At 68.7% G+C, this 24,086-nt stretch carries 19 protein-coding genes; 11 read left to right on the top strand and 8 right to left on the bottom strand.

Going from position 1 to position 24,086, the window contains the following annotated elements; translation table 11 throughout:
* Positions 1 to 50 precede the first annotated feature (50 nt).
* The gene (gene ppa, locus AC3WLE_RS12210; protein ID WP_035822416.1) at positions 51 to 578 is read right to left on the bottom strand and encodes an inorganic diphosphatase; all 528 of its coding nucleotides are present in this window, start codon (positions 576 to 578) and stop codon (positions 51 to 53) included.
* A gap of 193 nt (positions 579 to 771) precedes the next feature.
* On the opposite strand from ppa, the gene AC3WLE_RS12205 reads away from it, so the two are divergent.
* From AC3WLE_RS12205 to AC3WLE_RS12185, 5 genes are all read left to right on the top strand, one after another.
* Positions 772 to 2,208: an aldehyde dehydrogenase family protein gene (locus tag AC3WLE_RS12205; RefSeq protein WP_492317496.1), complete on the top strand. Its 1,437-nt coding sequence runs from the start codon at positions 772 to 774 to the stop codon at positions 2,206 to 2,208.
* A complete protein-coding gene (locus tag AC3WLE_RS12200; protein ID WP_010813008.1) occupies positions 2,201 to 2,443 on the top strand; it encodes a hypothetical protein in 243 nt (80 codons plus the stop codon). Before AC3WLE_RS12205 ends, AC3WLE_RS12200 begins: the two co-directional genes overlap by 8 nt.
* Positions 2,444 to 2,503: 60 nt before the next feature.
* Positions 2,504 to 3,262 (top strand): SDR family oxidoreductase, encoded by a 759-nt coding sequence (locus tag AC3WLE_RS12195; protein WP_492317497.1) that lies wholly within the window; start codon positions 2,504 to 2,506, stop codon positions 3,260 to 3,262.
* Between the two features lie 81 nt (positions 3,263 to 3,343).
* The gene (locus tag AC3WLE_RS12190) at positions 3,344 to 4,651 is read left to right on the top strand and encodes an MFS transporter (protein WP_492317498.1); all 1,308 of its coding nucleotides are present in this window, start codon (positions 3,344 to 3,346) and stop codon (positions 4,649 to 4,651) included.
* Between the two features lie 655 nt (positions 4,652 to 5,306).
* On the top strand, positions 5,307 to 5,690 hold the full coding sequence (locus AC3WLE_RS12185) for a hypothetical protein (protein ID WP_492317686.1): 384 nt from the start codon (positions 5,307 to 5,309) through the stop codon (positions 5,688 to 5,690).
* Between the two features lie 140 nt (positions 5,691 to 5,830).
* Here AC3WLE_RS12185 and AC3WLE_RS12180 read toward each other — a convergent pair whose 3' ends face one another.
* The 6 genes from AC3WLE_RS12180 to AC3WLE_RS12155 all read right to left on the bottom strand — a co-directional run bounded on the left by AC3WLE_RS12180 (position 5,831) and on the right by AC3WLE_RS12155 (position 16,154).
* Positions 5,831 to 11,674: a hybrid sensor histidine kinase/response regulator gene (locus AC3WLE_RS12180; RefSeq protein WP_492363577.1), complete on the bottom strand. Its 5,844-nt coding sequence runs from the start codon at positions 11,672 to 11,674 to the stop codon at positions 5,831 to 5,833.
* Between the two features lie 145 nt (positions 11,675 to 11,819).
* Positions 11,820 to 14,015 (bottom strand): methyl-accepting chemotaxis protein, encoded by a 2,196-nt coding sequence (locus AC3WLE_RS12175; protein ID WP_492317500.1) that lies wholly within the window; start codon positions 14,013 to 14,015, stop codon positions 11,820 to 11,822.
* Between the two features lie 116 nt (positions 14,016 to 14,131).
* Positions 14,132 to 14,692: a chemotaxis protein CheW gene (locus AC3WLE_RS12170; RefSeq protein ID WP_492317501.1), complete on the bottom strand. Its 561-nt coding sequence runs from the start codon at positions 14,690 to 14,692 to the stop codon at positions 14,132 to 14,134.
* A gap of 55 nt (positions 14,693 to 14,747) precedes the next feature.
* Positions 14,748 to 15,119, bottom strand: a complete 372-nt coding sequence (locus tag AC3WLE_RS12165) for a response regulator (RefSeq protein WP_010813015.1) — start codon at positions 15,117 to 15,119, stop codon at positions 14,748 to 14,750.
* Between the two features lie 43 nt (positions 15,120 to 15,162).
* Positions 15,163 to 15,654, bottom strand: coding sequence for a response regulator (locus AC3WLE_RS12160; protein ID WP_492317502.1), 492 nt, complete (start codon positions 15,652 to 15,654; stop codon positions 15,163 to 15,165).
* A 329-nt stretch (positions 15,655 to 15,983) separates the two neighbouring features.
* Positions 15,984 to 16,154 carry a rubredoxin gene (locus AC3WLE_RS12155; protein ID WP_010813017.1) on the bottom strand — a complete coding sequence of 57 codons (171 nt, stop codon included), beginning with the start codon at positions 16,152 to 16,154 and terminating at the stop codon, positions 15,984 to 15,986.
* A gap of 241 nt (positions 16,155 to 16,395) precedes the next feature.
* Here AC3WLE_RS12155 and hemL point away from each other — a divergent pair, with 241 nt between their 5' ends.
* The 5 genes from hemL to AC3WLE_RS12130 all read left to right on the top strand — a co-directional run bounded on the left by hemL (position 16,396) and on the right by AC3WLE_RS12130 (position 20,737).
* The gene (gene hemL, locus AC3WLE_RS12150) at positions 16,396 to 17,688 is read left to right on the top strand and encodes a glutamate-1-semialdehyde 2,1-aminomutase (protein WP_492353364.1); all 1,293 of its coding nucleotides are present in this window, start codon (positions 16,396 to 16,398) and stop codon (positions 17,686 to 17,688) included.
* 100 nt (positions 17,689 to 17,788) lie between these two features.
* The gene (locus AC3WLE_RS12145; protein ID WP_492317504.1) at positions 17,789 to 18,415 is read left to right on the top strand and encodes a LemA family protein; all 627 of its coding nucleotides are present in this window, start codon (positions 17,789 to 17,791) and stop codon (positions 18,413 to 18,415) included.
* Between the two features lie 13 nt (positions 18,416 to 18,428).
* Complete coding sequence (locus AC3WLE_RS12140; RefSeq protein ID WP_492357897.1) at positions 18,429 to 19,289, top strand: TPM domain-containing protein; 861 nt, start codon at positions 18,429 to 18,431, stop codon at positions 19,287 to 19,289.
* 20 nt (positions 19,290 to 19,309) lie between these two features.
* Positions 19,310 to 19,813 carry a TPM domain-containing protein gene (locus AC3WLE_RS12135; protein WP_492357156.1) on the top strand — a complete coding sequence of 168 codons (504 nt, stop codon included), beginning with the start codon at positions 19,310 to 19,312 and terminating at the stop codon, positions 19,811 to 19,813.
* A gap of 360 nt (positions 19,814 to 20,173) precedes the next feature.
* Positions 20,174 to 20,737, top strand: a complete 564-nt coding sequence (locus AC3WLE_RS12130; protein ID WP_492357155.1) for a methyltransferase family protein — start codon at positions 20,174 to 20,176, stop codon at positions 20,735 to 20,737.
* 85 nt (positions 20,738 to 20,822) lie between these two features.
* Here AC3WLE_RS12130 and AC3WLE_RS12125 read toward each other — a convergent pair whose 3' ends face one another.
* Entirely contained in the window at positions 20,823 to 22,091 is a 1,269-nt protein-coding gene (locus AC3WLE_RS12125; RefSeq protein WP_492357154.1) for an MFS transporter, read from the bottom strand.
* 81 nt (positions 22,092 to 22,172) lie between these two features.
* Between AC3WLE_RS12125 and AC3WLE_RS12120 the strand changes: the two genes are divergently transcribed.
* Positions 22,173 to 23,147, top strand: coding sequence for a LysR substrate-binding domain-containing protein (locus AC3WLE_RS12120; RefSeq protein ID WP_439671370.1), 975 nt, complete (start codon positions 22,173 to 22,175; stop codon positions 23,145 to 23,147).
* Positions 23,148 to 24,086: the final 939 nt, after the last annotated feature.

The raw sequence follows: 24,086 nt of genomic DNA, 5'->3' as shown, positions 1-24,086 counted from the left end.
CGGCAACAAAAAACCCCGCCGGAGCGGGGCTTCTTCAGCGGCGGTTCAGCTTACTTCTTGTAGTTGGCCACGCCGTCGGTGATTTCCTTGTGGGCTTCCTCGATGCCAGCCCAGCCTTCGACCTTGACCCACTTGCCGGCTTCCAGTGCCTTGTAGTGCTCAAAGAAGTGCTTGATCTGGTCCAGCTGGTTCTGCGGCACGTCCGACAGGCCCTTCATGTAGGCCGTGGCCGGCGACAGCTTGTCCACCGGAACAGCCACCAGCTTGGCATCCACGCCTGCCTCATCGGTCATCTTCAGCATGCCGAGTGCACGGCAGCGCACCACGGCACCGGCCAGGATCGGGAACGGCGACAGCACCAGCACGTCCACCGGGTCGCCGTCGCCCGACAGCGTCTGCGGGATGTAGCCATAGTTGGCCGGATAGCGCATGCCGGTGCCGATAAAGCGGTCGACGAACAGCAGGCCGGTTTCCTTGTCTGCCTCGTACTTCACCGGATCGCTCTGGGCCGAGATCTCGATGATGACGTTGAAATCGTTGGGGATGTCCTTGCCCGGGGACACGAGATTGAAGCTCATGCGGTTCTCCAGATGCCTGCGGTGTGTTGTTGGATGGCGGGCATTATAGCGGCTCATGCCTGACCGCAGGCTGACACGCGGGCCAGGCATGGCGCATTGCACGCTGGCCGCTGTCGGCGATAATGGCACATTCTTCAGCCGTCACTGAATAGCGCAGCCCCCGTGCTGCCCCCATGCCGCCCCGGAGCCACCCATGCACGCCCAGCACTTCGTCGCCAACCGCCTGATCGCGCCCGACAACGGCCTGCGCATCAAGGTCTTCGATCCGTCCAACGGCGAGCCGTTCGCCGAGATCGCACGCGGCAACGCCACCGATATCAACGTCGCCGTCCATGCGGCGCGCCAGGCCGCCGAAGGCGCCTGGGGCCAGATGGCGCCGGCCGAGCGGGTGCGCCTGCTCAACCGCGTCGCCGTGGCGCTAATCGCGCACGAGGACGAACTGGCCGCGCTCGAGGCCCGCGACACCGGCAAGCCGCTGCGCCAGGCGCGCGCCGATGCCCGCGCCGTGGCCCGCTATTTCGAGTTCTACGCCGGCGCGGTCGATAAGCTGCACGGCCAGACCATCCCCTACAACCCCGGCTACACCGTGCTGACCGTGCGCGAGCCGCATGGCGTGACCGGCCACATCATCCCGTGGAACTACCCGCTGCAGATCTTCGGGCGCAGCGTGGGCGCGGCGCTGGCCACCGGCAACGCCTGCGTGGTCAAGCCGGCCGAGGACGCCTGCCTGTCGCTGCTGCGCGTGGCCGAGATCGCCGCCGAGGCCGGCCTGCCCGAAGGCGCGCTCAATATCATCACCGGCTACGGCCATGAAGCCGGCGCCGCGCTGGCGCGCCACCCGGGCATCAACCATATCTCGTTCACCGGCTCGCCCCAGACCGGCAAGCAGGTGGCCCAGCTGGCCGCCGAGAACCACGTGCCGGTCACGCTGGAACTGGGCGGCAAGTCGCCGCAGATCGTCTTTGCCGATGCCGACCTGGATACGCTGGTGCCGGTGGTGGTCAACGGCATCGTGCAGAATGCCGGCCAGACCTGTTCGGCCGGCAGCCGCCTGCTGGTGGAGCGGCCGGTCTATGACGCGCTGCTCGACCGGCTGGCGTCGGTGTTCGAGTCGCTGCGCGTGGGCCCGTCCGAGCTCGACCTGGAATGCGGGCCGCTGATCAGCCGCAAGCAGCAGCAGCGCGTGTGGGACTTTGTCTCGGATGCGCAGCACGCCGGCGTGGCCGTGATGGCGCAAGGCCAGATCGTGGCCGAGGCGCCCGAGGCCGGCTACTACCAGGTGCCGATGCTGTTCCGCGACGTGCCACCCGCACACCGGCTGGCGCAGGAAGAAGTGTTCGGCCCGCTGCTGGCGGCGATGCCGTTCGACACCGAGGCCGAGGCCATCGCACTGGCCAACGGCACGCCCTACGGGCTCGTGGCCGGCGTCTGGACCCGCGACGGCGGGCGCCAGCTGCGCCTGGCGCACAAGCTGCGCGCGGGCCAGGTCTTTATCAACAACTACGGTGCCGGCGGCGGCGTTGAACTGCCATTCGGCGGCACCGGCCAGTCCGGCTACGGCCGCGAGAAGGGCTTCGAGGCCCTGTACGGATTCACCACCCTGAAAACCATCGCCATCCAACATGGGTAACATCAATTTCCTGTCCGTCGCCTTTGCCATCTTCTTTTTCTGGATGGCATGGCATGTCCGGAACAAGCGCGCCACCAATCCTTCCGGCATGCCGCGGCTGCAGGTCTTCAAGCGCAAGTGGGGCGACGTCGTCGGCGACCGCGTGCACTGGTGCCTGTATGTGGCACTGCCCTTCCTGCTGGCACTGATGATGGTTGCCAATGCCCTGCGCGGGCGGGGGCCGTTCTCGCACTAGGCATTGAGTACCCCGCAGCACGGATCACCAGAACATAACCACAACACCAGGAGACAAGCCATGAGACTGGCCAACAAGGTAGCGATCGTCACCGGCGGCGGTTCCGGGTTCGGCGAAGGCATTGCCCACACCTTTGCGCGCGAAGGCGCCAACGTGGTGGTCGCCGACCTGCGCGAGGAAGCCGCCGAACGCGTCGCCGCCGCGATCCGCGACGCCGGCGGCCGGGCCCGCGCGGTGCGCGCCGACGTTTCGCGCGAAGCCGGCACCGAGGCCATGCGCGAAGCCGCGCTGGCCACCTTCGGCGACGTCCATATCGTGGTCAACAACGCCGGCACGACCCATCGCAACAAGCCCATCCTCGAAGTCACCGAGGAGGAGTTCGACCGCGTCTACGCCGTCAACGTCAAGAGCATCTACTGGTCGGCGCGTACCTTTATCCCGCATTTCCGCCAGCGCGGCGGCGGCGTGTTCGTCAATATCGCCTCCACCGCCGGCATCCGGCCGCGCCCGGGCCTGGTCTGGTACAACGGCAGCAAGGGCGCGGTGATCACCGCCAGCAAGGCCATGGCCGCGGAACTCGGCAAGGACAACATTCGCGTCAACTGCGTCAACCCGGTGATCGGCGCCACCGCCCTGCTCGAAGAATTCATGGGCATGCCCGATACGCCCGAGAACCGCGCCAGATTCCTTGCCACCATCCCGATGGGCCGCATGTCGACCCCGCAGGACGTGGCCAACGCCTGCCTGTACCTGGCCTCGGACGAGGCTGCCTTTATCACCGGCACCTGCATCGAAGTGGACGGCGGCCGCTGCGTCTGAGCCGGTGCCGGCCACCTGCCTTCCCCTTTAGTCGTAGCTGTAAACGCGTCACACAGAAGCGCCATATCCTCAGGAGACAGCATGACAACAACCGCAGTAAACCCCGGCATCAGCGACGCCGCCTTTGAAGACGCCACCTACCGCAAGGTCAGCTGGCGCCTGGTGCCCTTCCTCTTGCTGTGCTACGTGGTGGCCTACCTGGACCGCGTCAACGTGGGCTTTGCCAAGCTGCAGATGCTCAACGACCTCCAGTTCAGCGAGACCATCTATGGCTTGGGCGCCGGCATCTTCTTTATCGGCTACTTCCTGTTCGAAGTGCCCAGCAACGTGATCCTGCACAAGGTGGGCGCGCGCATCTGGATCGCGCGCATCATGATCACCTGGGGCGCGATCTCGGCGGCGATGATGTTCGTCACCACGCCGACCATGTTCTACGTGCTGCGCTTCCTGCTGGGCATTGCCGAGGCCGGCTTCTTCCCCGGCATCATCCTGTACCTGACCTACTGGTACCCGGCCAACCGGCGCGGGCGCACCACCACCTACTTCATGACTGCGGTCGCGCTGGCAGGCGTGATCGGCGGGCCGCTGTCGGGCTGGATCATGCAGTCCTTCCACGGCCACAACGGCTGGTCCGGCTGGCAGTGGATGTTCCTGCTCGAGGGCATTCCGTCGATCCTGGTGGGGCTGTGGGTGCTGGCCTACCTGGACGACCGCATCGCCCACGCCAAGTGGCTGTCGCCGGAAGAGAAGGCGCTGCTGGAGCGCAATATCGCCAGCGAGGATGCGCACAAGGAAGACCCGCCGATCCGCACCGTGATGTCCAGCCCGCGCGTCTGGCTGATGAGCGCGATCTACTTCTGCTTCGTGATGGGCCTGTACGGCGTCAGCTTCTGGCTGCCGACCATCATCAAGCAGACCGGCGTCAAGGGCGCGCTCGATATCGGCCTGCTGACCGCCATTCCCTATGGCTGCGCAGTGGTCGGCATGGTGCTGGTGGCCTACAGCGCAGACCGCAGCGGCGAGCGCCGCTGGCATATCGCGCTGCCCGCGCTGGCCGGTTCGCTGGGCCTGCTGCTGTCGGTGCAATGGCATAGCGACACCACGCTGGCAATGGTGGCGCTGACGCTGGCCACCATCGGCATCCTGACCACGCTGCCGCTGTTCTGGAGCCTGCCGACTTCCTTCCTGGCCGGCACTGGCGCGGCCGCGGGCATCGCGCTGATCAACTCGCTGGGCAACCTTGCGGGCTTCCTCAGCCCCTATGCGGTGGGCTGGCTCAAGGACCTGACCCACAGCACCGATTCGGGCATGTACCTGCTGGCCGCCTGCCTGGTGGTGGGCGCGGCGCTGACGCTGTCGGTGCCCAAGCGGCTGGTGAGCCGGAAGTAGCCAGCTGCAAGCAGCACAAGCGAGCGCCGGCCCTTTTCCACGCGGAAAAGGGCCGGTTTTGCTTGCGGCACATGCAAAGTCCCTCGCACGCCGCTTGCGGGCCACAATGCGCCGTCGGCTGACGCGGATGTAGGACCAAGCCCGGCAGTGTTGCCCATCCGTGGGCCCTAGGATGGAAAGGAGACACCCGGAGTGATCCCACGGGGTCCTCCGGGGCATCTGATTCCGAAGCTCGCCCAAGGAGGCCACGATGCCGCAACTGCCCCCGTTTGCCCCTACCCGTTCGCTGGAACTTGTCGAAGCGCGCCTGGCACGGCGCTCGCGCGTCAAGCGCCTGGTGATCGCGCTCAGCGCCGGCGTGGTCGCGCTGCTGGCCCTGGTGCCGGCGGCCAGCCATGCGCAGGCGCCGGTGGTGGACGCCAACCCTGCGCCTGCCACACCGGCACCCGCTGCCCCGGCGCCCGCTGCCCCGGGCAGCACCATGGCGCCGACCCCGGGTGTCACGATGCCGGCCGCGCCGCCGGCAGAAACCATGCCCCCTGCCACACAGCCCGCACCGGGCATAGCGGCGCCTGCCACGGCAGCACCGCCGCCGACGGCGTCCCCGGCACCCGCGCCCACCGTCCCGCCGCCGGCCGCACCGGCGCCACCGCCGATGGCAGCGCCCGCGCAGCCACGTCCGCCGCTGACCACGCCGCCCCCGCCGCCGCCGCGTGATGCGATGGTGCAGCGTACGGCCGGCTCGGTCGCCTATATCTGCGGCGGTGTCGCCGAAGACGAGCAGGTCGCGCTGCAATCGGAAGCGCGCAAGTACAACATGAGCCTGCTGTTCACGCAGGGCGCGCGCGGCGAGTACCTGTCCGACGTTGACGTCAAGCTGATGCGCGGCGGCAAGGAAGTCGCCAGCTTTGTCGCCGACGGTCCGCGCTGCCTGCTGAAGGCGCCGTCTGGCACGTACAGCGTGCGGGCGACTTACCAGGGCCGGACCAAGAGCGCGACGGTAAGCACCGGCGGCAAGAACGCGCAGATGCGCTGGTAGTCAGTTGGGAGGGCGCGCCGGGTGGCGCGCCCGTGGAGGAGGGAGGAAAAAAGGCCCTTGAGTAAGCCGCTGTCCGTTGCATGCCAACCGCAGGCTCCCCTCTCCCGCTTGCGGGAGAGGGGAGCAAACCGTCAGCCCGCCTAGCCGTCCCCCAGCATCTGCCCCACCGACCCCGCCGTACCGGCCGCCCGCTCACCCAGCAACCGATGCAGCGTGCCCAGCAGCTCATCCTCGTTGTAAGGCTTGCCCAGGTACACGTTGACGCCGATCTCCTCGGCATAGCGGCGGTGCTTGTCGGCCGTGCGCGAGGTGATCATCACCAGCGGCATATGCGCGGTGCGCGCGTCGGAGCGCACGTTGCGGGTCAGGTCGAAGCCGTCCATGTGCGGCATCTCGATGTCGACCAGCATCGCGTCCGGCATGACATCCTGCAGTTGCTTGAGCGCATCCACACCGTCGCGCGCCAGCACCACCTGGTAGCCGGCGCGGCCCAGCAGGCGCTGGGTGGCCTTGCGCACGGTCAGCGAGTCATCCACCACCATCACGGTCGGCTGCACCGCCAGGCCGCGCACCGGCTCGGTGGTGCCGTCGCCCGCCAGTTCCGCGACCGCGCCCATCCGCGCCTGCACGGCAGGCGTCTGCGGCAAGGCCTGCGGCACCGGCTGGCCGCGTTCGCGCACCAAGCGCTGCGCCAGCACCACCGGGTTGTAGATCAGCACGATCTCGCCATCGCCCAGCGTGGTCGCGCCGGCAATGCCTTCCAGGCGTGCCAGGTGCGGGCCGATATGCTTGACCACCACTTCGCGGTTGCCGACCACATCGTCCACATGCACCGCCACGCGCTCGGCGCCGCTGCGCACCAGCACCACCGGCGAATACTTGCGCCCGGCCGCGACCGCGTTGCCTTCCTCCAGCAGCGCGCCGAAGTAGAAGAACGGCACCTCGGCGCCGGCCACAGTGAGGCGGCCCTGGTTGTAAGCGTCCAGCAGTGCCGGGGCGCGCAGCTGCTGGACCTGGTCGATCATGCCGCTGGGCACGGCATAGCGCCGCGCGCCCAGCGAGATCACCAGCACCTGCGTGATCGCCGTGGTCAGCGGCAGGTGCACGGTGAAGGTGGTGCCCTGCCCGGGCTTAGACTCCAGCGTGATGCGTCCGCCCAGCGCCACGGTCTCGGCGCGCACCACGTCCATGCCCACGCCGCGGCCGGCCAGCTCCGACACCGCGTCGGCGGTGGAGAAGCCCGGCGCAAAGATCAGCTCGGTCAGGCGCGCTTCGCTGGCGTCGTCGTCCGGCGCCAACAGGCGGCGCTCGACTGCGCGCGCGCGGATGCGCTCCAGGTCCAGCCCGCCGCCGTCATCGACGAAATGCAGCACCACCTCGTTGCCTTCCTGCTGCACCTCCAGTGTCAGCGCGCCGGTGGCGGCCTTGCCCGCGGCGCGGCGCTGCGCGGTTGCCTCGATGCCATGCACCACCGCGTTGCGGATCAGGTGCTCGATCGGGCCGGCCATGCGGTCCAGCACCGAGCGGTCGATTTCCACGGTGCCGCCCTTGATCAGCAGGCGCACTTCCTTGCCGGTCTCGGCCGCGGCCTGGCGCGCCACGCGATAGAGGCGCTCGGCCAGCGCGTCGAACTGCACCATGCGCGCCTGCATCAGCCCGCGCTGCAAGCCGCGCGTCAGGCGCGCCTGCGCCGCCAGGTCGCCGGCGGCGCGGTCAAAGCCGCGCTGCAGGTTCTGCTCGACGGTGGCCACGTCGTTGACCGACTCGGCCATCATCCGCGTCAGCTCCTGGAAGCGCGTGAAGCGGTCGAACTCGAGCGGGTCGAATTCCTGCTTGTGCTGCGCGTCGGCAATGCGCGACGCCATCTGCGATTCGGCCTGGATCTCGATTTCACGCAACTGCCCGCGCAGACGCGCGACGTTGTCGTTCAGTTCGCCCAGGTAGGCGCGCATCGCCTCCAGTTCGCTGTCCAGGCGCGCGCGCGTGGCGCCGACTTCGCCGGCTTCGTTGATCAGCGTGTCGAGCGCGCGCGCCTGCACGCGCACCAGCGCGCGTTGCGGCTCGGCGGGCACGGCCGGCGGCATCGCCACCATCACGTCTGCCGGCCCCGGCATGGCGGGCAGGCTGGCGGCGGGCACCGCCTCGACGACGGTATCCGCCTGCGGCAGCGGCGCATCGGCCTGCGCTTGCTCGGGCACCTCGGCCAGGCCGTTGACCACGTCCGGATCGTCCGCGGGCAGCAGGCGGCCAGTCGGCAGCGCCTCGACATGCGCCAGGATGCGGTCGTACCAGGCATAGAGCCGCTCGAACAGCTTTGGCCCGACGGCCTGCTGCCCCTGCCCGCGCAGACTGGCGTCGAGCAGCGTCTCCATTTCATGCGCGGCCTGGCCCAGCGCCATGGCACCCGCCATGCGCGCACTGCCCTTGAGCGTATGCAGCGCGCGCAGCACCAGGCCGCCGTGGCGCGAGTCTTCCGGGGCGGCTTCCCAGCCGCGCAGCAGCTTGCCCAGCTCGGGCAGCGTGCCTTGTGCCTCTTCCAGGAAGATCTGGACCAGCGCGGGATCCGGCGCGGCGCCCTCGTCCGCTACCGGCGCAGCGGGCGCCCGGTGCGGGGTCGGCAGCGCGATAACCACCGCGTCATGCGGCACGACCGGCGGCTGTGCGGCCTCCGGCCCGGGCAATGCCGGCGGCTCCGGCTGGTCTTCCTGCGCGGGCGGCAACTGGCCCAGCAGCTGCGCCACCGAACCATCCGGCTCGGCCGGCGCCTGCGGCACGGGCACCGCCACGCGCGGACGCAGCAGCGCGCGCTCGCCAAACTCAACCAGGCTGCGGCGCAGGCCGGCATCGGCATCCGGCCAGACGCCCGCGGCAAACTGGTGCAGCATGCCGCGCAGGCGCTCGACCGCCTGCTCCAGCAGGCGGAAGTCGCCCGGGTGCATCGCCACCGGGTGCGAGCCCAGCTGCAGCAGCAGGGCCTCGAGCGCCTCGGCGATCTCACGCACGGGCTCCAGGCCGACGGTGGACGCACTGCCCTGCAGCGTGTGGGCAACGCGCAGTCCCAGCTCGCTCGGGCACGGATGGCCTTCATGCCGCCATTCCGAGATGTCGGTGGCGAACTGGCGCAGCAGGTCGTCGGCCTCCTGCAGGTAGACGTTGTAGAGCGCCAGGCCGATGCGCACCGGCCCGATCACCTTGTAGTGGTCGTCCTCGTCCGACAGCCCCCCGGACAGGCGGAACGGGATCACATTGTCTTCGCCGTGCCCGACCGCATCGGCGCCGGTGTGACCGGCGGCTTCGGCGGCCGGCCCGGGTGGCGCTTCCGCAGCCGCGCCGGGCAGTACTGGCAGTTCATCCGCGGCCTGCGCGGCGCCCGGATCGCGCACCGCTTCGGCGGCTGCCACCAGCGGCGCGATGTCGTGCCAGGTCGCCGCGTCGCGATGCAGCTGTGCCACCCACGCCGACAGTTCGGCATGCGCGCGGCGCAGCAGCGACAGCAGCGCGGGCACCGGCTCGCGCGCTTCGGCAATCCACAGGTTCATGACCTGCTCGACCGCCCAGGCCGCTTCGCCATAGCGATGCAGGCCGACCATGCGGCTGGAGCCCTTGAGCGTATGGAAGGCGCGCCGCACGCGGCTGAGGGTATCGGCATCGTGCAGCGCCTCAACGCCCGAGCCGAGGTCGCCGGCGATACCGCCCAGCACCTCGTCGGCTTCGTTCAGGAAGATGCCGAGCAGTTCGGCGTCCAGCGCCGCCTTGTCGCCGTCAGCCGGCAGGCCTTGCGCCGCGGGCGGCGCGGCTGCGGGTGCGGCAGCCCGTGCCGGCTCGGCCAGTGCCAGTGCCAGCCTGTCGGCCGCATCATCGCTGCCGGCCAGCCAGGCATTGCATTGCATGGTGGCTTCGGCGGCCTGGCGGCGCAGCGCGGCATCGTCGTCGATGGTGGCCTGGTCGGCCAGCGCCTGCAGCGCGGCACGCAGGCGCTGCACTGGCGGCGCATCGGGAACGGGGCCAGCCTGGATCGCCTCGGCCGCGGCGGCGCGCGCGGCGGCCAGCGGATGCTGCGCAGCGCGCGGCGCATCGGGCTCGCCGGCCTCGGCAAGCGTATCGGCCCGCCGCACGCGGCCGAATTCCAGCGCATCGGCAAAGGCATGGACCGCGCCCAGCTCGGCTGCGACCTCGCCCAGCAGCGCGGCGCGCGCACTGGCATCGGCGAGTTCGCCCGAAACGGCCAGCCGCGCATTGACGGACTGCACCGCGGCGGCGGCCTGCGCGGCATCGTCCACCAGCGCTGCAGGCAGCGCGGCGGACGACTGCAATTGCGCCAGCGTGGCGCCAAGCGCGGCGAAGGCCTGGCACGCATCGCGCAGGTGGCCGGCGCCTTCGGCGCGGGCCGCGTTGCGGTCGAAGCTGTCCAGCCACGATTCGCCGCTGTCCAGCTGCGCCCGCAGCTGCGTCACGGCCTCGCTGCGCAGCGCCTGGGCGCGCGCCTCGTCGACCATGCCCGCAAGCCACGCGGGCGCGCTCGCGGCGGGATCGGCCAGGCATGTCGCCAGCGCCTCGCACTGCGCGGCAAAACGCGCCGCCGCCGGATGGGCGGATTGCCCGTGCACGCGCCACGGCAGCGCCAGCGCGCGCGCCAGGAACAACGCGATGCCGGCGGCGCCCAGCGCGTCGCCGCGGTGATGCTGCCCGCCGTGCATGGCCACCTGCGCCAGGCAGCGCTGCAGCGCCGGCTGCCCGAGCGGCTGCGCGGCTTCGGCCAGCGCGGCCAGTGCGGTTTCCCAGCCGGCCGGTTCGCCCGCGGCGGCGTGCTCGAGCCCGGCGGCGGCCTGCTGCAGGTTGCGCGTGTCGATCGGGTCGAGCCAGCCGTAATAGCGCTGGCGGAAGTCCGCATTGGCAAGCGCGTGCGCGGGATCGAGGCGGAACGCCGCGAGCGTGCGCGCAATATCGGCACGCAATGCGGCACGCGGCTCAGCCACGCCATCGTCGTCCTGGTCGCGGGCCAGGCCGGTGCAGACCAGCAGGAACACTGCATCGTTGAGCAGCGCCTGCGGCACGCGCACATGGCCCTGCAGATACTGGCGCAGCAGCAGGTTGGCGCGGCCCGCAAAGCGCTTGGCCAGCAGGTCCGAAGGCAACAGGCCAAGGCCCAGCACGCGGAACACCAGCGCCAGCACATGCCAGACCCCGCGGTCCGGGTGATCCGCCGCGCGGCGCGCCTCCTGCTCGTTGGCGCGCACCTCGTCCAGCGCCGCGCACAGCGGCAGCCAGGCTTCGCGCAGCAGCGCCGCGTCGGTGCACGACGCAGGCAGGCGCAATGCCTTGAGCAAGGCCGATTCAAACTGCTGGCGCGCACGCATGACCGGCGCCGGGCCCTTTGCCGGCAGCAGCATGCCGGGCAGCATCTGCAGCTCATCGAGCCACAGGTCGGCCGGATGCACGCGCTCTTCGCCCAGGTGCGCCAGCACGCCCGCATAGGGCTGGAACAGGCGCAGCGGCGTCTCATCGTCGCCGGCCATCAGGTCGTCGACATACTCGGCCAATGCCTGCACGCCGGCGCGGAATACCGCCAGCGCCTCCGGGCCGGCGGCAACGGTGCCGGCGTCGATGGCTTCGAGCAGGCGGCGCAGGGCCTGGCAATACGGATCGGTGCCGCGCAGCCCGACGATATGCACCGCGCCGGCGGCCTGGTGCAGGTGCTGGCCGGCCAGCCGCAGCGAGGTGGTGTCGCGCGCGCCCAGCGCTTCGGGCGCCTGGCGGACCTCGTCGACATAGTGGCCAAGCTCGGCGGCGGCGTCTTCGAGCGCGCTGCGCAGGCTCGGCGCAAGCCACGCCAGGCCGGACAGGTCGCGCGCGGGGGCGCCTGGATCGGAAACAGCTGGCGCGCTGGCGGACGGCGGCGCCGGAGCCGGCTCGGGCACGGCGCTGGCTTCAGCCGGTGCGCCGGCTGCGGCGCCATCGCGCGGGACAGGGAAATTCAGGGACATGACGGCTTCCAGTGCGGCGCCCGGAGGGCGGCCGCGGGCAACCTGCCGCAACAGGCGGCAGGCGCGGAGTTGGCATGGAGCGCGTGGCCGCTAAGCCCGGTAAGGCCGCGGTGCGCGGAAGCGGTCGCAGGCGTCATCCGGCCACTCAGGCGATCTTGAATCGCGACACGGAGTTGCGCAGCTCTTCGGTCAGCAGCGTCAGCTGGCGCACCGACTGCGCGGTCTGCCGCGTGCCGGTGGTGGTCTGCTCGGTGACCTGCAGGATGCGCTCGATATGGCGGGCCACGGTGGTGGCCAGGTCGGCCTCGTGCGAGGTGGACTGCGAGATCTGCTCGATCAGCTCGGCCAGCTGGCGCGACACGCGCCCGATCTCGACCAGCGCGGCGCCGGCATTGTCGGACAGCCGCGCCCCTTCCACCACGCCCTGGGTGCTGCGCTCCATGGCGTGCACCGCGTCCTGGGTATCGGTCTGGATGGTGCGGATCAGCGCGCCGATCTGCTTGGTGGCCTCGCCGGAACGCTCGGCCAGCCGCTGCACTTCTTCGGCCACCACCGAGAAGCCGCGCCCGGCCTCGCCCGCGGACGCGGCCTGGATGGCGGCGTTCAGTGCCAGCACGTTGGTCTGCTCGGTAATGTCCGAGATCAGCTCGACGATTTCACCGATCTCCTGCGACGACTCGCCCAGGCGCTTGATGCGCTTGGAGGTTTCCTGGATCTGCTCGCGGATGTCGTTCATGCCGGTGATGGCGTTCTGCACCGCCTGCTGGCCCTGCTCCGCGGCAGAAAGCGAGGCACGCGCCACGTTGGCGGACTCGGCCGCGCCGCGCGACACCTGCGTGATGCGGTCGGCCATCTCCACCACCGATTCGCCGGTCTGGCGGATCTGGCGCGACTGCTCTTCGGTGGTCGACACCAGCTGGGTCGAGGTGGACTGCACCTGCCCCGAGGCCTGCGTCACCTCGCCGGCGGTCTGCTGCACCCGGCCGACCAGCTCGCGCAGTTCTTCCACGGTGTAGTTGACCGAGTCGGCGATGGCGCCGGTGATGTCCTCGGTCACCGTGGCCTGGCGCGTCAGGTCGCCGTCGGCGATGTCCTGCAGCTCGTTCATCAGCTGCAGAATCGCCTTCTGGGTGTTGTCGTTGTTGCGCTTTTCGTCCAGGCGGCGGGACTCGGCCTCGCGCTCGCGCGCCTCGGCTTCCAGCGCGCGCATGCGTGAATCGCGCAGGTACAGCGCCGCCAGGCCTACCAGGCACAGCAGCGTCATGGCCGCGGACACCACGGTCGCGCCCAGCGTCACCGGGCGCACGCGCGCCGACTGCGCGTAGGCGCGCTGCAGCGCCGAGAGCTCGCCGCGCAGCGCCTCGTTGTCGTTGAAAATCTGCTGCTGCGCGCGCTTGGCGGCAATCAGGCCGGGCAGGTTCTGCAGGATGGTCTGCGTGGTTTTCTGCACCGCCTCAAAACGCTGCGACAACTGCTGCAGGTAGCCGCGCGTCTCTTCATCGGCGGCCGCCGACAGGCGCAGCGCCTCGCTGCCGTTGAGCAGGCCGTCCAGCGATTCGCGGAAGGTGTTGGTGTCCTTGCCCAGCAGGAATGCGGTTTCAGGGTTGACGCCTTCGCCGGCCAGGAACTCGTTCAGGTTCTTGCCCAGGCGCTGCGTCAGCATCACCAGCTGCGCGGACGCCGCCACCTCGCGCGCGTTGGCGCCGGACTGCAGCTTGATTGCCGCGACCTGTTCGGCGGATTCCAGCAGCTCGGGGTTGGAAGCGTTGAAGATCTGCAGCGTCTGGCCGATGGTGGTCAGCACGGGCTGCTGCGCCAGCACGTCGGCGGCGCTTTTCTCGGAGCGCTTCCACGATTGCATCGCGGTCTCGAGCAGCGGTTCGGCCGCGCCGGTGGTGGCGCGCACGCGCTTCTCGTCGCTGCCTTGCTGCAGCGCCTTCAGGTCGCCCGCCAGCGCGTCTTTCGACTGGCGCAGCTGGGTGAAGGCCTGCGCATTGCCCAGCAGCGCCACCGGCACCGCCTTGCCCAGGCGCTGCGAGTGCATCAGCATGTCGCCGGCGATCTCGATCTGCGCGGCGGCGTTGTTGGCGATGCGGTTGTCCAGGTACACCGAGCCAAGCAGCGCCACCAGCGACACCACCACGCCCACCGTCAGCAGCCGCTGCTGCGACGAGAACGGCATGCGTCCAAGCCAGCGCGTGACATGCTCCATTGGCGTGGCGCCCAGGCCGTCGGCGGATGGGGGTGCCGGTGCGGGTTCCGGGCCGCCGGCATAGGCCATGCCGGCGGCTGCTTCGGCTGCCGGCGTGCGCCGGCCCAGGCTGAATTTCTTGAAACCCATGGCACCCTCTTCCATTTAATCGTTGTCATGCCCGGCGGCTCGTGCCGGGTGCGGCAGGCCCTGGCCTGCGCGTCATTCTTGTTTCTTGTTATTGGCGCGGCGGCCGGCCCCAGGCCTCAGGCCGCAACCCGTCCCACCTGCAGGAAGGCCGGCGCGTCCAGCAGCGCGCGCACGTCCAGCACCTGCCAGTCACGCCCGTCGCGGTCGGCAAAGCGTTGCCCTTCCCATGCCGGCGTGCCGGCCGGTGGCGGCGCCGCATCGCCGTGCGGCAGGCTCAGGTCGGCGGCATGGCGCAAACCCGCCACGCGCGTGGCCAGGATCGCGCAGGCGCGCTCGACCTGGCGCGACAGCACCACGATCTTGCTGCCGGGCTGCAGCGGCGTTGGCGCGCCACCGCAGAACAGGCTGAAATCGATCACGCCCAGCAGGCTGCCGCGCGCATTGACCAGGCCGCTGTACCACGGCTGCGTCAGCGGCACCGGGCTGGGCGGGCGCATGTCGAGCACTTCGCCGGTATCGGCCAGCGGCAGCAGCCAGTTGCGCGCGCCCACCTGCAGCGCGAGGTAGCTGTCGGCCGCGGGCAGGCTGCGCGCCTCGCGCAGGCGCCGGGCCAGCATGGCCTGGTAGTCCTGCAGGCGGGTCTGGCGGGCGCGGAGGTCTTGGCGTGGCGCGTTCATCTGGCGGTCCCCGGAACAGGTGGCAGTGGCTTCCCGTACGGCCTGCGCTGGCAGCTCAGTGCGCCAGCGCGGCGATCTTGCCCAGCAGCTCTTCGCCGTCGACGGGCTTGACGATGTAGTCCGACGCGCCCTGGCGCATGCCCCAGATGCGGTCGGTGTCCAGGCCCTTGCTGGTGCACATGATCACCGGGATGTCCTTGAAGCGGTCGTCGCGCTTGATCGCGCGGGTGGCCTGGTAGCCGTTCTGGCCGGGCATCACCACGTCCATCAGGATCAGGTCGAAGCTCTCGGCCTGCAGGCGCGCGAAGGCCTGGTCGCTGTTGCTGGCAACCGAGACCTTGAAGCCGCGCTTGCCGAGCAGGTCGGACATGAACAGGGCTTCTGTGGGGGAGTCGTCGACGATCAGGATCTTGTTGATGGCAGTCATGAGGTTTTCCTTCGATTCGTACATGGCGTCGCGTGCATGCGCTTCAGGCAGGCAGCACGTGGCCCGCGGCCTGGCATGGCAGGCAGGCCTGCACGGCGTGCAGCAGCGCTTCGCGGGTAAAAGGCTTGGCAAGATGGTCGTGCGCGCCGACCAGGCGGCCGCGCGAGCGGTCGAACACGCCGTCGCGCGAGGACAGCATGATCACGGGGATGGCGTGAAAGCGCGGACTCTTCTTGATCAGGGAGCAGGTCTGGTACCCGTCCAGGCGGGGCATCAGGATGTCGCAGAAGACCAGGTCCGGGTGCAGCTCGCCCACCTTGGCGAGCGCCTCGAAGCCGTCTTCGGCCAGCACCACCTGGTATCCCGCCTGCGACAGGAAGATTTCCGCGGTGCGGCGGATGGTGCTGGAATCATCGATGACCAGCACCTTGCGGCGCGGCTGCGCCGTGGTGTCCGGAATGGAAACGCCAGGCGCCAGACCCTGGGCGCCGGCGGTATTGACCCGCTGGTATTCTTCTGTTTGAGCGACCCGCATTGTTGTTCCCGCGACCAGCTGCCCCTTGCGGAGCGCCGGCAAGCACTAGAGAACACCCGTGCGGAGCAGCGCGACCCATGCGCGCTCCGACGGACCCCCGACAATTCTTGTTTCCCTTCCAAGGCCGGGCTATGCCCGGCAGTGGCGGTGCGTGGAACCCGCACCTGCCTACCGTCCTCCCCACCAGCGGCAGGGGGACGGGCAGTCATTTTGCAACAGAGTGTGACAAGACGCCGGGGGGCCGTCAATCGGGGCCGGCCGCGGCCGGCCGGCGTTTTGTCGCATCGGCGCGACGCGCGCCCGGTTATTGTTCTTCTGGGGACGCCGCCTCAGATGGCGACCATCTCGAAATCTTCCTTGCGCGCACCGCATTCCGGGCAGGTCCAGTTGATCGGCACGTCTTCCCACCGGGTTCCGGGGGCGATGCCGTCTTCCGGCGCGCCTGCGGCTTCATCGTAGATCCAGCCGCAGATCAGGCACATCCAAGTCTTGTATTCCATAACAGGCTCTGGCCACTCTCCATTAAAATCCAGCGCAGATGGTACCGAAACCGTGCCGCCGGCGCCAGCCGGCGGCCGCCAGAATCGTGCCAGATCCGCCGTGTTCGCGCATGTTAGCGCCCTGTTAGCGCCTGATTGGCCGGCAATTGCAGCGAATTTCCGCTGTTTTTGCCGCATGTCAACGATAAGTCCCGGGGCCGCCGCACACGATCCCTGCAGTCCTTGTCCTCACCTCAACGCCATGTCCCGTAATCAGCAGCTCTTCGACCGCGCCCAGCAGACCATTCCCGGGGGCGTCAATTCGCCCGTGCGCGCCTTCCGCTCGGTGGGCGGCACGCCGCGCTTCATCACGCGTGCCGAAGGCGCCTATATGTGGGACGCCGACGGGCAGCGCTATATCGACTACATCGGATCCTGGGGCCCGATGATCGTGGGCCACGCCCACCCCGAAGTGGTGCGTGCGGTACAGGAAACCGCCGCGCACAGCTTCTCGTTCGGCGCCCCGACCGAGGCCGAGATCACCATGGCCGAGGAAATCTGCAAGCTGGTGCCGTCGATCGAGCAGGTGCGGCTGGTCTCCTCCGGCACCGAAGCCACCATGAGCGCACTGCGGCTGGCGCGCGGCTTCACCGGGCGCGACCTGATCATCAAGTTCGAAGGCTGCTACCACGGCCACGCCGACAGCCTGCTGGTCAAGGCCGGCTCCGGCCTGCTGACCTTTGCCGACACCACCCAGAACGCGCCGTCGTCTGCGGGCGTACCGGCCGACGTGACGCGCCACACCATGGTGCTGGAGTACAACAACGTCGAGCAGCTGGAACAGGCCTTCGCCAGGCACGCCGGCGAGATCGCCGCGGTGATCGTCGAGCCGGTGGCCGGCAACATGAACCTGGTGCGCGCCAGCGATGCCTTCCTGAAGGCCATGCGCGAGCTTTGCACCCGCGACGGCGCAGTGCTGATCCTGGACGAGGTCATGACCGGCTTCCGCGTGGCGCTGGGCGGCGCGCAGGCGCACTACGGCATCCGGCCCGACCTGACCTGCCTGGGCAAGGTGATCGGCGGCGGCATGCCGGCGGCGGCCTTCGGCGGGCGCCGCGACATCATGGCCAAGCTGGCGCCGCTGGGCGGCGTCTACCAGGCCGGCACGCTGTCGGGCAACCCGCTGGCGGTGGCCGCGGGCCTGGCCACGCTCAAGCTGATCCAGGCACCCGGCTTCTATGACCGCCTGGCCAGCCAGACCCGCAAGCTGGCCGACGGCCTGGCCGAGGCCGCCAAGGCCGCGGGCGTGCCGTTCGCGGCGGACGCTATCGGCGGCATGTTCGGGATCTACTTCCGCGAGGGCGTGCCGGGCAGCTTCGCCGAAGTGACCAAGAGCGACACCGCGCGCTTCAACCGCTTCTTCCACGCCATGCTGGATCACGGCGTCTACCTGGCGCCGTCGGCCTTCGAGGCCGGCTTTGTCTCGGCGCAGCACGACGACGCCATTCTGGCGGCCACGCTCGAGGCCGCGCGCAAGGCGTTCGCGGCGGGCTGAGGCCTTGCCAGGCAGGCGGCGCACCAGTGCGCAGCCTGCACCTCTGGCGACAAGGGCGGTGCGCTACACTTGGGTTTTCGTCCAACCCGCGGAGTCTCCGATGCGCGCTTCTTCGTCCCCCTCCTTGCCCGGCAGCTCGCCGATGCCGGTCTTGCGCTGGCTGCTGCTGGCGCTCATGGCCAGCCTGCTGTCCGCCTGCGGCTACAACGACTTCCAGGCCAAGGACGAGGCGGTCAAGGCCGCCTGGGGCGAAGTCATCAACCAGTACCAGCGCCGCGCCGACCTGATCCCCAACCTGGTCAACACGGTCAAGGGCTATGCCTCGCACGAGCGTGAGACCCTCGAGGCCGTGACCAAGGCGCGCGCCGCCGCCACCAGCATCCAGGTCTCGCCCGAGACCCTGAACGACCCCGAAGCCTTCAAGCGCTTCCAGCAGGCCCAGGGCGAGCTGTCCGGCGCGCTGTCGCGCCTGCTGGCGGTTTCCGAGAACTACCCGCAACTGAAGGCCGACGCCTCGTTCCGCGACCTGCAGTCGCAGCTCGAGGGCACCGAGAACCGCATCACCGTGGCCCGCCAGCGCTATATCGCCGCCGTGCAGCAGTACAACGTGCTGGCGCGCAGCTTCCCGACCAACCTGACGGCGATGATCTTCAAGTACCCGGTCAAGCCGTCGTTCACGGTGGACAACGAGAAAGCCATCTCCACGCCGCCCGCAGTCAAGTTCTGAGGCGCGCCACACCATGGGCCAAACCCCGCGCTCGCCCTGGCGGCACGCCTGGCTGGCGGCCGCCCTGCTCTGGCTGGCGGCCTTGCTGGCCGGCCCGGCGCTGGCGGCAGACGGCTTCGTCGCGGTGCCGCCGCTGACCCAGCGCGTCACCGACCTGACCGGCACGCTGACGCCACAGCAGCGCGGCGCGCTCGAGAACGTACTGGCGGAATACGAGCAGCAACGCGGCAGCCAGATCTTCGTGCTGATGGTGCCCACCACCGATCCCGAGCCGATCGACGCCTACAGCATCCGCGTGGCCGACGCCTGGCGCGCCGGGCGCAAGGGCATCGACGACGGCGTGATCGTGCTGATCGCCAAGGACAACCCGCCCGGGCTGCGCAAGATGCGGCTGGAGGTCGGGCGCGGCGTGCAAGGGTCCCTGACCGATGCCATGTCCAAGCGCATCCTGCAGGACGTGATGGCCCCGCACTTCCGCCAGAACGACTTCTACGGCGGGCTGGCGGCGGGGATCTCGGCGATCCAGGCCACCATCGACAAGGAAGGCCTGGCGGCACCGCAGCGCAAGGCGCAGCAATCGTCCGCGCTGGCCGAGTGGCTGCCGGCACTGCTGCCGCTGGCGATCATCGTGTTCTTCTTCCTCAGTGCCATCCTGCGCCGGCGCGGCCCGCAGATCGTCACCTCCCGGCGCGGGCGCGACGTGATCGCCGGCGGCCTCGGCGGACTGGGCGGCTACACCATGGGGCAGGACTGGGGCCGCCGCGGCGGCTGGGGTGGTGGCGGAGGATTTGGCGGGGGCGGTGACAGCGGCGGCAGTTTTGGTGGCGGGGGCGGCGGCGGCTTCGACGGCGGCGGCGCCTCGGGCAACTGGTGACAGCACAAGGAACGAAGACAATGCCGAATCTCCGACGTGCCCTGCACCATATCGCCACCACGGCCAGCGCAGCCCGCAAGCACTTTCCGGCCGAAGCCCAGCAGCAGCTGCATGCAGCCGTGCATGCCGGCGAAGCCAGCCACCGCGGCGAGATCCGCGTGGTGATCGAAGCCAGCCTGCCGGTGGGCGATGCCTGGTCCGGCGTCACGCCGCGCGAGCGCGCCCGCTTCCTGTTTGGCGCGCTCGAGGTCTGGAACACCGCGGACCATACCGGCGTGCTGCTCTATATCAACCTGGCCGACCATGCGGTCGAGCTGCTGGCCGACCGCGGCATCGACGCCTGCGTGGGGCCCGCCACCTGGCGCGAGCTGTGCGACGAACTGGTGCTGGGGCTCAGGCAGGACCTGTCGGTACGGCCGGTGCTGGCCACGGTGGCGAGCATCCATGCGCTGCTGGCCACGCACTTCCCCTCCGACGGCGGGCACAACCCGAACGAGCTGGACGACCGCCCGGTTTTTCTCTAGGGGCTGTTCAAATCGCCAAGTTTGGCCCAATCGCAATGGCGAACGATGTGACGGCCAGATAGCGATCCGCAAGCTCGTTGTCGATTTCCATCTGGCCTTTCCCTTGGCCTGCGCCATCGACCAGGCAATGGGCGGTTCATCGGCGAAACATCCTTTTGCCCGATAGGACGTCTGGCATTCGCAGGCTACGCTTGGTCAACAACTGCACGACAGCCAGTGAGGCGGAGCGCCAAGACTCCACCAAAACAAGGGGAAGCCATGCCAGAATGCCCAGCGGACAAGGCCCAAGGGGGCCCTGCGCCCAGAACAGAACTTCGAGAATTCCTCTTGGAGGCTAGTCTCAGAAGTACCACCGCCATCATGTTTGCAGCGTTCGCGTACGCGGCAATCCGGCACTGGCTCGCGGACCCGACGCGAATCACCTTGCTGCTGCTCGTGTTGGCAAACTGCCTGAACGTTGGCCTATCTCTATTCGCCCGGGTTCCGAAGAGACGAGACTGGAATCCGGTCACCGTCATCTGCTCGCTAGGCGCCACATACTATTTCCTCGCAATTCAGCTGGCGCCAGGGCAGCACCTTGTACCGGAATTACTTGGCGCTGGCCTCCAGGTCATAGGAATCACCTGGCAAATCTACGCAAAGATCTCGCTCCGGTTCTCGTTCGGAATACTGCCGGCCAATCGCGGAATCGTGTCGAGCGGGGCTTATCGATTCGTGCGACATCCGATCTACCTTGGCTACCTCATCGCCGACGTCGGCTTCTTGCTCACAAACTTCGGGCTGCAGAACTTGCTTGTCTATGCCGGGCTGTACGCGCTGCAGGCTGTACGGATAAATCGCGAGGAAAAGCTACTGTCCGACGACCCCGAATACTGTCGGTATCGTGAAAAAGTGCGATTCCGTGCGTTGCCAGGCGTGTTCTGAGTTGCCCAACTCTTCCTTGGAATTGCGATAGGCCGCCTACCGGGGGGACGACGAGGCGAAGGGGATTCACGTCGGGCAGTCCGCTTCAGCGCAGGCGGCGCGCACCCATCAGGTACCACACGGCCGCAGCTATTTGCAGCGCCACCAGTCCGCCCCACGCCGTCAGGTGTGCGGCCTTAGGATAGTGTCCGGCCGTGGAGGGCCACAGATCCAACACCAGCCCCACACCCACCTGGCAGGCAAAGGTGGACAGGAACACAGTCAGCGTCAGCGCCGTGGTAGCCCTTCCGATCAGCGCATCCGGAAAGCTGCGCGCCAGCACCGCATAGGTCAGGATGCCGCTGGAGCCGAACACGCCATAAGCCACCCACAGCAGCACCGGCGGCAGCGGGACCTGCGCCATCAGCAGCAGCTGGACCACGATAAAGGCGGTCATGCCAGTGCCGGCAAAGGCATACAGGCTTACGCCGACACGCTCCAGGTGACGCGCAGCCCAGCCCGCGCCGACGCAGCCGGCCATCATCGCGAAGCCGATCACCGAGACCAGTTGTGCGCTGCTGGCCGGATCGAAGCCGGGCACGTCGCGCAGGAACGCACCCACCCATAGCGTCTGCACCGCCATGAACACGCCCTGGTTGAGCAGTGTCAGCGGCACCACGCGCCAGAAACGTTCGCTGGACAGGATCTGGCGCGTGCCGCGCAGTTGTTCGCGCAGGCTTTCCTTGCCGGCGCGCGGCTTGTCGGGCACGCCGAACCACAGCAGCACCGCCATCGCCAGCGATATGCAGGTCAGCCCCATGCTGACCGTGCGCCAGTCAGTCAGTGACAGCAGCCACGACAGCGGCGCGCCGACCAGCACCGCGCCCAGGCCGCCGATGGCCATCACCACGCCGTTGAGCAAGGGCATGCGTGACAGCGGGAACCACATCGACAGCGCCTGGATGGTGGCGCCCAGGCACACCGACACGCCCACCCCGATCAGCAGCCGGCCGGCGGCCAGCCCGGCCATGCCGGGCGCCAGCGCGAACACCATCGAACCGGCCACCGCCACCAGCAGCATCACGGCCTCGGTGCGGCGCGGGCCGTAGCGGTCCAGCAGGATGCCCGCCGGCAACTGGGCGCAGGCAAAGCCAAGGAAGTAGAAGCTGGTGAGCAGGCCCAGGTCGCCGGCATTGAGCCCGAGCTCGCGCGTCAGGTGCGGCGCAAAGCCCAGGTTGACGCCGCGGAACAGATAGGACACCAGGAAGCCCAGCGAGAATACCGCCAGCACGCGCCAGCGGGCGCCGGCAGCAGCGCCAGGGGCAAATCGCGCTTGCGAGGGCGCGGAAGACAAGTTTGAAGTCGTAGTCGTCATGATGGCCCGAATTGTCGTTCCTCCGGCAAACCAAAGCCAACGAAAGATACCCGCGGCAATTGTGAGTAGAATTTGACGGCCATGGCCAAATCCCCCGCCAAACCCGCCCAACGCCCCGTCCACCTGCCGCCGCTGCAAGCGCTGCGTGCGCTCGAGGCTGCCACGCGCCACCGCAGCTTCTCGCGCGCGGCCGAGGAACTGGCCCTGACGCACAGCGCCATCAGCCACCATATCCGCGCGCTCGAGACCAGCCTGGGCACCAAGCTGTTCCAGCGCACCGGCAGCCAGATGACCCCCACCAGCGTGGGCGCGCGGCTGGCGGAACAGGTGCGCGGCGCGCTCGACAGCATCGAAAGCGCGCTGCGCGAGGCCGGCAACAGCGCCGCGCCGCCGGTAACACGGCTGCAGGTCAGCGTGATGGCCGACCTGGCCAATGCCTGGCTGATCCGGCGCCTGCCCAGCCTGCACGCCCAGGTGCCGTCGCTGGACCTGCACCTGCGGCTGCATGCGGAGATCACGCCGCCCGACCCGTACAGCGTCGATGTCGGCATCTGGCACCAGCGCATCGACCTGCCCGGTTTTGAATGCCACAACCTGATCGAGGACCATGTGATCGCGGTGGCCAGCCCGGCGCTGCTGGCGCGCTACCCCGGCTTCACGCTGGCCGACGTGCCGCGCATGCCGATGCTGCGCTTTGCGCTGCGCCCCTGGCGCGACTGGCTCGAAGCCGCCGGCCTGCCAGGCGACGAGCCCGAACGCGGCCCGATCTTCCAGGATGCCGGCCTGATGCTGCAATCCGCCGTCGCCGGGCTCGGCGTAGCCACTGCGCGCGCCCAGCTGGCGCACGATTACCTGGCCAGCGGCGAACTGGTGCAGATCGGGCCCACCCGCATCCCGTCCAGCCTCCATTACTGGGTCACCTGGCGCGAAGGCAATCCGCGCGAGAAGGCCATCCAGCAGTTCCATGCCTGGCTGGAGGAACAGGTCCGGCAGGAAGCCGGCCACGTCCACCCTGGCGCCGACGGCAACACGCCCGCCAAGCGGTTTCATGCATGAAATTGTTTGAGGCGCAGATGTTGGCAATACGAATCATTTTCGTCTAGACCAGTGAAATCAAGGGCTTGGCGGATGCCGCAAGCCTTCCGATGGCTTGCCGTACGCGCGTGCCGCGCCCTTGCCAGAGCCGTCCGGGTTTCACGAATGCAACCAGTTGGCACACCGTGCCAGCGTCCGTGAAAAATCTACCCGCCCCATCCAAAGAGATGAGATACGGCCGGGCCAGCCCGGCGCCGCATCGTGCAAACGCTTGTCAACGCGTCGATTCCGTCCACCCAACCGCGCCCGCAACCGCGTGCGCGGCGCCAAAAGGCTGAAGACAACCGCGGGACGCCGGGGTGGCTACCGAGGTACAGAGTTCAAAACGTTGTAACGGAAATGAAACTACCTGGCAGCTTCATTCGCGTGCTGCATTCGAGCCCTGACGCCTGTCCGTTTGAAATTTTGCTCTCCCTCCTTCGGATGGGCATTGCCGGTGAAAAGTAGGTTTTCCGGCACCCATTTGCCCGGCACTGTGATCCCTGTGTCTCATCGCCCGCCCACCAAATGCTGCGCCGCAATATAAAAATCCCGCCGGATGTATCAAAAGCGGAACGTTATTGATCGCCAGCAGCGGCTCAAAGCCAGCCGGAAATTTCTTTTTCCTTTTGTTATCAAAGAATTAGCCATATCTGGCACGTTCGTCGCACATATGTCCGCGCGAACAGAAGCCCGGAACAGGGGGATGTCTGAAACCGAAGCGGCAACACACTGGCACGCGTTCGCCGAAGATCAGTTTCAGGACGACCCCGCATCCCAGGGCGGATTCGGACTGGCGCTGTAAGCGTGGGCCACGCGGCAGGAACTGGCCCGCATCGGCTGGCCAGGTTGCAGGGGTCGTCGACAAGATTAGCGGAGGTCGTTCAGGAACACGGGCCGCAAGCGGACGAAAAGCGGCCC

The organism is Cupriavidus sp. FW306-1B-F12B, from assembly GCF_058781795.1.
This window is presented reverse-complemented; position numbering and strand designations above follow the sequence as displayed.

Coding starts and splice junctions, on each gene's coding strand:
- ppa (WP_035822416.1), bottom strand. CDS start 578: ATGAGCTTCAATCTCGTGTCCCCGGGCAAGGACATCCCCAACGATTTC.
- AC3WLE_RS12205 (WP_492317496.1), top strand. CDS start 772: ATGCACGCCCAGCACTTCGTCGCCAACCGCCTGATCGCGCCCGACAAC.
- AC3WLE_RS12200 (WP_010813008.1), top strand. CDS start 2,201: ATGGGTAACATCAATTTCCTGTCCGTCGCCTTTGCCATCTTCTTTTTC.
- AC3WLE_RS12195 (WP_492317497.1), top strand. CDS start 2,504: ATGAGACTGGCCAACAAGGTAGCGATCGTCACCGGCGGCGGTTCCGGG.
- AC3WLE_RS12190 (WP_492317498.1), top strand. CDS start 3,344: ATGACAACAACCGCAGTAAACCCCGGCATCAGCGACGCCGCCTTTGAA.
- AC3WLE_RS12185 (WP_492317686.1), top strand. CDS start 5,307: ATGGCAGCGCCCGCGCAGCCACGTCCGCCGCTGACCACGCCGCCCCCG.
- AC3WLE_RS12180 (WP_492363577.1), bottom strand. CDS start 11,674: ATGTCCCTGAATTTCCCTGTCCCGCGCGATGGCGCCGCAGCCGGCGCA.
- AC3WLE_RS12175 (WP_492317500.1), bottom strand. CDS start 14,015: ATGGGTTTCAAGAAATTCAGCCTGGGCCGGCGCACGCCGGCAGCCGAA.
- AC3WLE_RS12170 (WP_492317501.1), bottom strand. CDS start 14,692: ATGAACGCGCCACGCCAAGACCTCCGCGCCCGCCAGACCCGCCTGCAG.
- AC3WLE_RS12165 (WP_010813015.1), bottom strand. CDS start 15,119: ATGACTGCCATCAACAAGATCCTGATCGTCGACGACTCCCCCACAGAA.
- AC3WLE_RS12160 (WP_492317502.1), bottom strand. CDS start 15,654: ATGCGGGTCGCTCAAACAGAAGAATACCAGCGGGTCAATACCGCCGGC.
- AC3WLE_RS12155 (WP_010813017.1), bottom strand. CDS start 16,154: ATGGAATACAAGACTTGGATGTGCCTGATCTGCGGCTGGATCTACGAT.
- hemL (WP_492353364.1), top strand. CDS start 16,396: ATGTCCCGTAATCAGCAGCTCTTCGACCGCGCCCAGCAGACCATTCCC.
- AC3WLE_RS12145 (WP_492317504.1), top strand. CDS start 17,789: ATGCGCGCTTCTTCGTCCCCCTCCTTGCCCGGCAGCTCGCCGATGCCG.
- AC3WLE_RS12140 (WP_492357897.1), top strand. CDS start 18,429: ATGGGCCAAACCCCGCGCTCGCCCTGGCGGCACGCCTGGCTGGCGGCC.
- AC3WLE_RS12135 (WP_492357156.1), top strand. CDS start 19,310: ATGCCGAATCTCCGACGTGCCCTGCACCATATCGCCACCACGGCCAGC.
- AC3WLE_RS12130 (WP_492357155.1), top strand. CDS start 20,174: ATGTTTGCAGCGTTCGCGTACGCGGCAATCCGGCACTGGCTCGCGGAC.
- AC3WLE_RS12125 (WP_492357154.1), bottom strand. CDS start 22,091: ATGACGACTACGACTTCAAACTTGTCTTCCGCGCCCTCGCAAGCGCGA.
- AC3WLE_RS12120 (WP_439671370.1), top strand. CDS start 22,173: ATGGCCAAATCCCCCGCCAAACCCGCCCAACGCCCCGTCCACCTGCCG.